This is a genomic window from Streptomyces sp. TM32 (assembly GCF_004122755.1).
Classification (GTDB): domain Bacteria; phylum Actinomycetota; class Actinomycetes; order Streptomycetales; family Streptomycetaceae; genus Streptomyces; species Streptomyces sioyaensis.
Map to the genome: position 1 here is coordinate 26,348 of NZ_SDIG01000052.1, position 9,052 is coordinate 35,399.

The 9,052-nt window shown below is 71.8% G+C and carries 9 protein-coding genes and 1 pseudogene; 6 read left to right on the top strand and 4 right to left on the bottom strand.

The genetic code is table 11. The features are described from left to right. The first annotated feature begins 34 nt into the window (after positions 1–34). From EST92_RS14535 to EST92_RS14550, 4 genes are all read left to right on the top strand, one after another. Positions 35–967, top strand: a complete 933-nt coding sequence (locus EST92_RS14535; protein ID WP_129281350.1) for a LysR family transcriptional regulator — start codon at positions 35–37, stop codon at positions 965–967. Between the two features lie 169 nt (positions 968–1,136). Beyond that, a complete protein-coding gene (dmpI, locus tag EST92_RS14540) occupies positions 1,137–1,319 on the top strand; it encodes a 4-oxalocrotonate tautomerase DmpI (RefSeq protein WP_129281351.1) in 183 nt (60 codons plus the stop codon). Between the two features lie 225 nt (positions 1,320–1,544). After that, positions 1,545–3,086: an AMP-binding protein gene (locus tag EST92_RS14545; RefSeq protein ID WP_129281352.1), complete on the top strand. Its 1,542-nt coding sequence runs from the start codon at positions 1,545–1,547 to the stop codon at positions 3,084–3,086. Between the two features lie 655 nt (positions 3,087–3,741). Continuing rightward, complete coding sequence (locus tag EST92_RS14550; protein WP_129281353.1) at positions 3,742–4,158, top strand: hypothetical protein; 417 nt, start codon at positions 3,742–3,744, stop codon at positions 4,156–4,158. Positions 4,159–4,225: 67 nt separating this feature from the next. On the opposite strand, the gene EST92_RS14555 is transcribed toward EST92_RS14550, so the two are convergent. Beyond that, positions 4,226–4,777 (bottom strand): YciI family protein, encoded by a 552-nt coding sequence (locus EST92_RS14555; RefSeq protein ID WP_129281354.1) that lies wholly within the window; start codon positions 4,775–4,777, stop codon positions 4,226–4,228. A gap of 166 nt (positions 4,778–4,943) precedes the next feature. Here EST92_RS14555 and EST92_RS14560 point away from each other — a divergent pair, with 166 nt between their 5' ends. Continuing rightward, positions 4,944–5,240, top strand: a complete 297-nt coding sequence (locus EST92_RS14560; protein WP_129281355.1) for a hypothetical protein — start codon at positions 4,944–4,946, stop codon at positions 5,238–5,240. A 75-nt stretch (positions 5,241–5,315) separates the two neighbouring features. Here the strand turns inward: EST92_RS14560 and EST92_RS14565 are convergent, their stop codons facing one another. Beyond that, entirely contained in the window at positions 5,316–6,119 is an 804-nt protein-coding gene (locus tag EST92_RS14565; RefSeq protein WP_129281356.1) for an NAD(P)-dependent oxidoreductase, read from the bottom strand. Positions 6,120–6,428: 309 nt separating this feature from the next. Between EST92_RS14565 and EST92_RS14570 the strand changes: the two genes are divergently transcribed. Beyond that, positions 6,429–8,069, top strand: coding sequence for an AMP-binding protein (locus EST92_RS14570; protein ID WP_129281357.1), 1,641 nt, complete (start codon positions 6,429–6,431; stop codon positions 8,067–8,069). 17 nt (positions 8,070–8,086) lie between these two features. Here EST92_RS14570 and EST92_RS14575 read toward each other — a convergent pair whose 3' ends face one another. Continuing rightward, positions 8,087–8,467, bottom strand: coding sequence for an MmcQ/YjbR family DNA-binding protein (locus tag EST92_RS14575; protein ID WP_129281358.1), 381 nt, complete (start codon positions 8,465–8,467; stop codon positions 8,087–8,089). Positions 8,468–8,548: 81 nt separating this feature from the next. Beyond that, a pseudogene (locus EST92_RS14580) lies at positions 8,549–9,052 on the bottom strand (hypothetical protein); the annotation flags it as partial.

Here is a 9,052-nt window from a genome sequence, read left to right on the forward strand (position 1 = left end):
ACCGGGCCGGAACCCGGCCGGGGACGGGGGAGCGGTGGAGCTTCGGCAGGTGCGGTACTTCGTCATGGTCGCCCAGGAGCTGCACTTCGGGCGGGCGGCGGAGCGGCTGCACATCGTGCAGTCGGCGGTCAGCCAGCAGGTCCGGCGGCTGGAACGGGAGCTGGCGGTCGAGCTGTTCGACCGTTCGGCGCGGCAGGTGCGGCTGACGGCCGCCGGCGAGCGGTTCCTTCCCGAGGCGCGGGCGCTGCTCGCCGCCGAGAAGCGTGCGCGGGCCGCCGTCGCCGGGGCGGCCGCCGGCCGCGCCGCCACCCTGCGCCTGGGGACGAGCACGGGCCTGGGCACCCATCTGGACCGGGTGCTGGACGCGCTGGCCGGCCTGGCCCCCGAGACCGGGGTGGAGCTGGTGTCCGCGCGGGCCCGGGAGCGGCTCGACCGGGTGGCGTCCGGCGAGCTGGATGCCGCGTTCCTCCGCGGTGAGCCGGACGGCGGCGGCCGTGCGGACCTGCGCTTCGTCCCGCTGTGGCAGGACCCGCTGGTGGCTGTCGTCCCGGCCCGGCACCCGCTGGCCGCCGCCCCCGGACCCGTCCGGCTCGGCCAACTGGCCTCCGTCCCCCTGGTGTTGACCGCGCGGCGCACCAACCGGGCGCTGGTCGACCTGGTGGTCCACGCCTGCCAGGAGGCCGGCTTCGGACCCGTCCCGGGCCCCTCCTTCGGCTCGCTGGACGACGCCCTGACCGCCATCGGGGCCTGCGGCCCGGCGGACGACGGCCTGTGGACCGTCGTCTACGCCGCGCACGCCCGCCGGCTGAGCGTCCCCCGGGCCGCCTTCCTGCCGTTCCGCGACCCCGGCATGGAGCTCACCACCTTCCTCGCGGTGCGCCGTAACGACCCGCCCGCCGGCCTGGATCTGCTGCTGCGGGCCTGCGCGGTGCGGGACGACGGCGCGGGGTCCGATCTCGATCGGTGATCGCTGGATGCGCGTTCTGCTTCTTGGTCGCGACGGCCGTCCGCGATGGACTGAGGGCACGCCGGGCACCACCAGGAGCCCGGGGAAACCGGGGCGGAGCCGGGAGAGTCGGGCACGGAACCAGGTGCCGGGTTTCCCGGACGGCCGCCTCCGACAAGGGAGTTCCCTCATGCCGATCGTCACCGTCCAGCAGGGTCCGCGCAGCGTCGAGCTGAAGCGGGAGCTGGTCAAGCAGATCACCGACGCCTTCGTCGACGCGTACAAGATCCCCGCCGACACCGTCCAGGTCTGGATCCAGGAGGTGCCCACCGACAGCTGGGGTGCGGCGGGCACGCTGACCGCCGACAAGTAGCCGACGGACGGGGCCGGCCCGCACGGGGGAGGGCCGGCCCGGCGCCCTACGGCAGCGCACCCGTCCGCCGGGCCACGGCCGGGGCGTCTTCCCCTTCCCCCGCGGCCGGCCGCTTGGCCTCCCATGAGGAAAAGTTGCTGCTTCAGCCGTCCGCGCCCCGGCAACTGCCACACTCCTTCCAGTCAGCAGACATGTGGTTCAGGTCAGCCGAACGCAGGAGAGAGCATGCGGACACCGATGACGATCGCGGACTTCCTCGACCGGGCCGAGCTGGGGTTCCGCGACAGCCCCGGAGTGATCGACGAACCGCAGCAACCCGCCCCGCCCGTGCCCGCATCGACGTACGGGCGGTTCGCCGAACGCGTCCGTGCCTGGCAGGCGGGCCTGGACGCGCTCGGAGTGGGGGAGGGCGAACGGGTGGCGGTGGCCGCCCACAACTCCGCGCGCCTGCTGGAGCTGCTGTTCGCGGTGCCGATGAGCGGCCGGATCTGTGTGCCGGTGAACTTCCGCCTCAAGCCCGACGAGGTCGATTACGTGGTGCAGCAGAGCGGGTCCTCGGTCCTGCTCGTCGACCCGGAGCTGGACGAGGCGCTCTCCGGCGTCACGGCGCGCCACCGCTTCGTCCTCGGCGAGCAGACCGAGACCCAACTGATGCGCTTCGGCGTCGAGCAGCGTCCCTGGGCGCACCCGGACGAGGACGCCACCGCGACCATCAACTACACCTCGGGTACCACCGCGCGACCCAAGGGCGTGCAGCTGACCCACCGCAACATCTGGGTCAACGGCCTCACCTTCGGCCTGCACACACGGGCCTGGGAGCGCGACGTCTATCTGCACACGCTGCCGATGTTCCACTGCAACGGCTGGGGAATGCCGTACGTGATGGCGGGTCTGGGCGCGAAGCAGGTGGTGCTGCGCAAGGTCGAGGGTGCGGAGATCCTGCGGCGGGTGGCGGAGCACGGGGTCACGCTCATGTGCGGTGCCCCGGCCGTCTGGAACCTGGTGCTGGACGCGGCGGCGACCTGGGAGGGCGCGATCCCGGGCCGTGACCGGGTGCGGATCGTCTGCGCGGGCGCCCCGCCGCCGACCAGGACGATCCAGCGCGTGGAGGAGGAACTGGGCTGGGAGTTCATCCAGCTCTACGGCCTGACCGAGACCTCGCCGGTGCTCACCTTCAACCGCACCCGGCCCGCCGACCTGGACCTCCCCGCCGAGGAACGCGCCCGCAAACTCGGCCGCGCGGGCCTGCCCGCCCTCGGCGTCAGGCTGAAGGTCTCGGAGTCCGGTGAGGTCCTGGCCCGGTCGAACACGGTGCTGGGCGGGTATTGGGACAAGCCGGAGGAGACGGCGGACGTGCTGGAGGACGGCTGGTTCCACACCGGCGACGGCGGCACCCTCGACGAGACCGACGGCCACCTCACGATCTCCGACCGGAAGAAGGACGTGATCATCACCGGCGGCGAGAACGTGTCGTCGATCGAGGTGGAGGACACGATCTTCCGCCACCCGGCCGTCGCCGAGGTCGCCGTCATCGGCGTACCGCACGAGAAGTGGGGCGAGACGATCAAGGCCCTGGTGGTCCTCGCCGAGGGCGCGACCGCGCAGGAGGCCGACATCATCGCCCACTGCAAGCAGCGGATGGCCGGCTACAAGGCCCCGACCTCGGTGGAGTTCCGGGACAGCATCCCCCGTACCGCCACCGGCAAGATCCAGAAGTTCAAGCTCCGGCAGCCGTACTGGTCCGGGCGGGACCGAGGGGTCAGTTGAGGGTGCGCCCGTGGGGCGGCGGGCACCGGATGGATTCCATGCCGTCGGGGGGCACCGAGTTGGGCAGCCCGTCCACATGACGGCGGACCGCAGCCGACCGGCTCGCCGGTCCTCATTTGACTCGGGGCGGGAGGGGACAGAGGCAACGTCGGCTACGAGGCGTCGCTGACGGAGGTGGCCACGGTCCTCGTCGTGGCTCTGCCGGCGCTCGGTCTCAACCGGGTCGTACGGCTGCGTGAAGCCGAGCCGGCGTCCGTGCGGGATGTCGCGGAGGCCACCCAGGGGATGCCCGCCCGCCGGGCCGGACGGCCTCCTCGACGCCCTCATCGAGGAGGTCGGCCGGCACACCGGCGGGCGACGGCGGACGATATGGCCGCACTGGCGGTGCAGCGGCCCCCGGGCGCGTAGGCACACCGTCGCCGCAGCCTCCCCTCCCTGGCGGGCCTGCCGAAGTCGCGGTGGGCGGGAGTGCCGACCAGCGCCGACGCGGTCGTCGGTCCCGTCTCCGGGCCCCCTCGCGCCTGTTACAAGACAGTGACACCGGGGCCACAACGCACGCGGCTGAGTGCGCATCTATTCGGTCGAGAGTCACGCGAATGTGCAGATATGAGCTTTTGAGCGTGAACACCCACCATCGTTACCGAAAGGGACATCCATGATCGTCACCAAGCGGCACTCCCTGCGTATTGCTGCCGTCGGCGCCCTCAGCGCGGCAGCCGTTGCCCTGGCGGGCACCGCCGCCATAGCCGCCACCCCGGCGGCGTCCACCACTTCCGTCACGCAGAAGGCTGCCGCCACCAAGGCCGGCATCACCGCGAAGCCGTCGGTGACCTCGGTCAAGGCATGGACGCTGTTCCGTGTCACCGGCAAGACGACCGGCATCAAGGCGGGCAGCAAGGTCACCCTGCAGCAGAAGCAGCACGGCAAGTGGGTCTCCCTGCCGGCCTCCGCGCCCGTCACGCACAAGGGCACCTACTCGCTGGGCGTCAAGCTCGGCCTGAAGGGCAAGAACGACCTGCGCATCGTCAACGGAAAGACCGCCTCCAGCGTCTTCAACGTCACCGTGCGCTAACCGGCTTGGCGTGGCGCTCGGCCCCTGTCCGCACCGTCGGCGGCAGGGGCCGAGTGCCACGCCAGGGTCATGACGGCCGGCCGCCGAACTGCCAGTGGTGGACCTCGATGTCGGCGTACCGGTCCGGCGTCAGGACGGCGCGTGCCGCGTCCGCGTCCGGCGCCCGGACCAGCGCCGCCGTGCCCAGCCAGTCGGTGCCGTCGTCGGACAGCAGCGGCCCGTACGCGATGAGCTCGTCCTGATCGGGCGGCACGGCGAGGTCGGTGGCCGGCCCCGTGCCGAGGCCGAGCACCAGGTACCGGTCGCCGCCGGTCCGGCCGCCGGGGAAATCCCACATGGTGCGCCCGAGGGTGTTGTGCCACCGGCGCAGCAACACGTCCCGGTACACGCCGGCTTGGTAACCGGGCTCGTCGAAGGCGAATGCGCGGGCGGCGGCGGGGTCCGGCAGGTCGACGACGTGCACGCTGCCGGTGGGTGTGTCGCCGTCGCCGGCGAGGGTGGGCCCGCGGGCGATCATCTCCGCTGCGTACCGGTCCATGTAGGACCAGTGCTCTTCCAGCAGCTCGTGGCGCAGTGCGACGGACCCGGGCCGATCGCGGTGGTAACAGAAGAACTCCATGCCCACACTCTTCACCACTGTCCCGCACCACCCGCCCCCGTACGTCCGTATGTACGCCACCGAACGGACGCTCAACTCCCGCCCTTGGTGGGGGAGTCAGGGGCGATGCTCCTCAGCCGAAAAGGCGCGGTGGCGCATTCACCCCCGAACCGCGATCGTATGCCGCATGGATTCCGACGAAACCGAGATGCGTGAAGCGGTCCGTGAGCTGGCCGGGGCGTTGGAGACGATGCTCAACCTGATCAAAGCTGACGCGCTGCCCGCGACCCCTGAAGCGCACGCCCTCATGCGGAAGGCGATGGCCTTCCTCGACGAGTCGACCGACCTGATCGCCGACCCGGATCGGCCCGGCGAGACGCTCGCCGTGGCCACCGCACTCAACAGGCTGGTCGTCTCGGCGCGGGACCAGATCTTCGACGATGCTGTCGCGTCCTCACCGGTGCCGGACCATCCGGACGTGTGAACACGAGGCTCCGGACCCGGGGGTGCACGCGGGCGGGGCCGGGAACCTCCGCGCCACGTGCGCATCCGGCGTGGGTCAGGGCCCGAGGTGCTTCAGGGTGAACTCGGGCAGGGCGTAGGGGCCGGCCTGGGGTGCGGCCGGGTCGGCCGGGAGATCCGAGCCGGGGATGTCCCCGGCATGCAGTTCGGCGTCGTCGACGGGGGTGTAGCCGAGCACCGCCGGATCGGGGAGTTCCCAGAAGCGGCGGGTGTTGGCGGAGACGGCGTACACCGTGGCGAAGCGGGTGGACGACGGGGCGGTCAGCGCGGCCCGGATATAGCCGACGGCGTCGCGCGGGCTCAGCCAGGTCGCCAGATGCCGCGGCTCGGCGGGCGCGTGCTCGAAGCTGCCGATGCGCAGGCAGACCACGGACAGACCGAACTTGTCGGCGTACATGCGCCCGAGGGCCTCGACGGCCGCCTTGCTCACCCCGTACAGACCGTCGGGGCGTACCGGCTCGCGCGGGCCGGTGTGCTGCCCCGCGGGGTAGAAGCCGGTCACCCGGTTACTGCTGGCCAGCACCACCCGCTCGATTCCCGTGCGGCGCGCCGCCTCCAGGACGTGGTGGGTGCCGAGCACGTTGGCCTCCAGCAGCTCGGGGAGCGGCGCCTCGTCCGGGACCCCGCCCAGGTGGAGCACGCGGTCGGCCCCCGCGAGCGCCGACTCCACGGCAGCCGCGTCCCGCAGGTCGACGGTGTGGACGACCTCGTTCCCGGCCTCCGGTCGCAGCGGGACGCGGTCGACCAGGATCAAGCGGGCTGCCTCCCGCCGCAGCGCCTCCCGCACCACGGAACCGATGTTCCCCGCCGCGCCCGTCACCGCCACCGTCCCCAGACCCACAGCGCCTCCCCAGGTTTCGACAACCCCCGCATCTTCACCGTCGCGGAACCGCCCGGCAAGGCAGCGGGGAACCCGCCCGCGCGGTGTGCAGGTCCGCACCGGAGCCACGTTCACCCGCTCGGCCGGGGCGTCGGACGGTTGTGCGCCGTGAGGTCGGGGGAGGGGTTGATCCCCGGCTGATGAGGGGTGAAGATCCCTTGGCAGGGGCGATCCCTTCACGGCCTCCGATGACGAGATCCCGCCGTTCGCACCGGGGAGCGCCCAGCAGCTCTTCGCGCACTCCCGTGACGCCCTGGAGGAGAACCACCGATGAGCCCCACGCACCAGGAACTGTCGTACGCCAGCGGCGCCGCCGGGCGACCGCTGCTCGGCCACACCATCGGCACCGATCTGGCCCGCGCCCTCGCCCGTTTCGGCGACCGCGAGGCGCTGGTCGAGGTGGCGAGCGGCCGCCGCTGGACCTACACCGAACTGGGCCGCGCGGTCGACGAGGTGGCCCTCGGCCTGCTCGCCAAGGGCGTCGCCAAGGGCGACCGGGTCGGCATCTGGGCCCCCAACTGCGCCGAATGGGTCCTCGTCCAGTACGCGACCGCGAAGATCGGCGCCATCCTCGTCAACGTCAACCCCGCCTACCGCGTCCACGAGTTGGGCTACGTCCTGCGGCAGGCCGGCATCACGGTCCTGGTCTCCGCGACCCACCACAAGACCAGCGACTACCGCCGGATGATCGAGCAGGTGCGCGCCGAGAGCCCGGCGCTGCGCGATGTCGTCTACCTCGACGACCCCACCTGGGGCGGGCTGCTGGCGGCCGGCGCCGCCGTCCCGCAGTCCCGGCTCGCGGAGTGCGAACAGACCCTGACCGCCGACGACCCGGTCAACATCCAGTACACCTCCGGCACCACAGGCTTCCCCAAGGGCGCCACCCTCTCCCACCACAACATCCTCAACAACGGCTTCTGGGTCGCCGAGACCCTCGGCTACACCGAGCAGGACCGGGTGTGTCTGCCGGTGCCCTTCTACCACTGCTTCGGCATGGTCATGGGCAACCTCGGCAGCACCTCGCACGGCGCCTGCATCGTCATCCCGGCCCCCGCCTTCGACGCCGCCACCACCCTGCGCACCGTCCAGGACGAGCGCTGCACCTCCCTCTACGGCGTCCCCACCATGTTCATCGCCGAGCTCAACCACCCCGACTTCGGCTCCTACGACCTCTCTTCGCTGCGTACGGGCATCATGGCGGGTTCGCCGTGCCCCGAGGAGGTGATGAAGCGGGTCGTCGCCGAGATGCACATGGCCGAGGTCTCCATCTGCTACGGCATGACCGAGACCTCGCCGGTCTCCACCCAGACCCGCCGCGACGACGACCTCGCACACCGCACCGAGACCGTCGGACGGGTGCTGCCGCACATCGAGGTGAAAATCGCCGACCCGGCGAGCGGGGTCACCGTGCCGCGCGGTACCCCGGGCGAGCTGTGCACCCGCGGCTACAGCGTGATGCTCGGCTACTGGGAGGAGCCCGAGCGCACCGCCGAGGTCATCGATGCCGCCCGGTGGATGCACACCGGCGATCTCGCCGTGATGAACGACGACGGCTACGTCCGGATCGTCGGCCGCATCAAGGACATGATCATCAGGGGCGGCGAGAACGTCTACCCGCGCGAGATCGAGGAGTTCCTCTACACCCATCCCAAGATCGCCGACGTCCAGGTCGTCGGGGTCCCCGACGAGAAGTACGGCGAGGAGATCGCGGCCTGTGTCATCCTGCGCGATCCCGAAGACCCGCTCACCCGCGACGAGTTGGCCCGCTTCTGCCGCTCCCGGCTCGCCCACTACAAGGTGCCGCGCCACCTCGACATCGTCGACGCCTTCCCGATGACGGTCAGCGGCAAGGTCCGCAAGGTCGAGCTGCGCGAGCGGCTGGCCAGGGACCTGGGGCGGGTGCCGCACTGAGCGGCCGCCGGCCCGCTTCAGGGCCGGCGCTCTCCCGGCCGGTCGAGGAGCAGCCGCTGGGCGCGCGGAAGCGAGGCGACCACGAGGTCGTACGAGTCCTCGATCATGTCGAGAACGAGCCGGTCGGGCAGCGAGCCGTCCAGGGAAACGGTGTTCCAGTGGCGCTTGTTGAGGTGGTAGCCGGGCACCACCTCAGGGTGCGCGGCCCGCAGCCGCTCCGCCAGCTCGGGCTCGCACTTGAGGCTCACGGTGAGCGGAGCCTGCGTCAGCGTCGTCAGCGCGAAGATCCTGCCGCCGACCTTGAACGTCGACACGTCCGGGTGCCGGGGGAAGGGGGACTCCTCGGCCGCCCCGTTGAAGTCCAGGCAGACGGCCCGCAGGGTGTTCGCGTCGATCATTCCGTCATTATCGCCGGAGAGGGGGCGGGCGGGGGTGGGCACAGCTGACGCCTCGTCATGTGGGGGTGTCGCGTGGTCGGGTCACCGGCCGGCCGGGCCGTATGTGATCAGCTCGTCGGCCGGGTCGTTGACCGGCTGCGGGGTGCCGGTGAGGTCCATGACGAACAGCGGGAGACGGAGTTCGTCGGCGCGCGACCGGGCGTCGCCGGCGTAGCCGGCGAGGGAGAAGAAGACCGCGAGGGCCGAGTCGTTCAGGCCGTTGAGCCAGACGCACTCGATCTCCCGCAGCGCGGTGGCGTGGGTGGTCGGGTCGACCTGCGCGACCACGCCCGTACCGCGCAGGTCCACGCCGGAGGCGGTGCGCTCCTGGGTCCGTGCGACATCGGCGTAGCCCAGCCACTTCAGATACTGCTCGGCGGCGGTGACGCAGTCGCGGGCCGTACGGATCGTCACCGGGCGGAACGCCGGGCGCGCGGTGCCGTACGGGATGCCGCGCGGGGCGCGGGACACGGGTGCGGGCTGCCTCGTGGGCCGGCCGGGTGACGGGAAGTTCGGGGGCGGTGGGGACGCCGTAGAGGGAGGTGC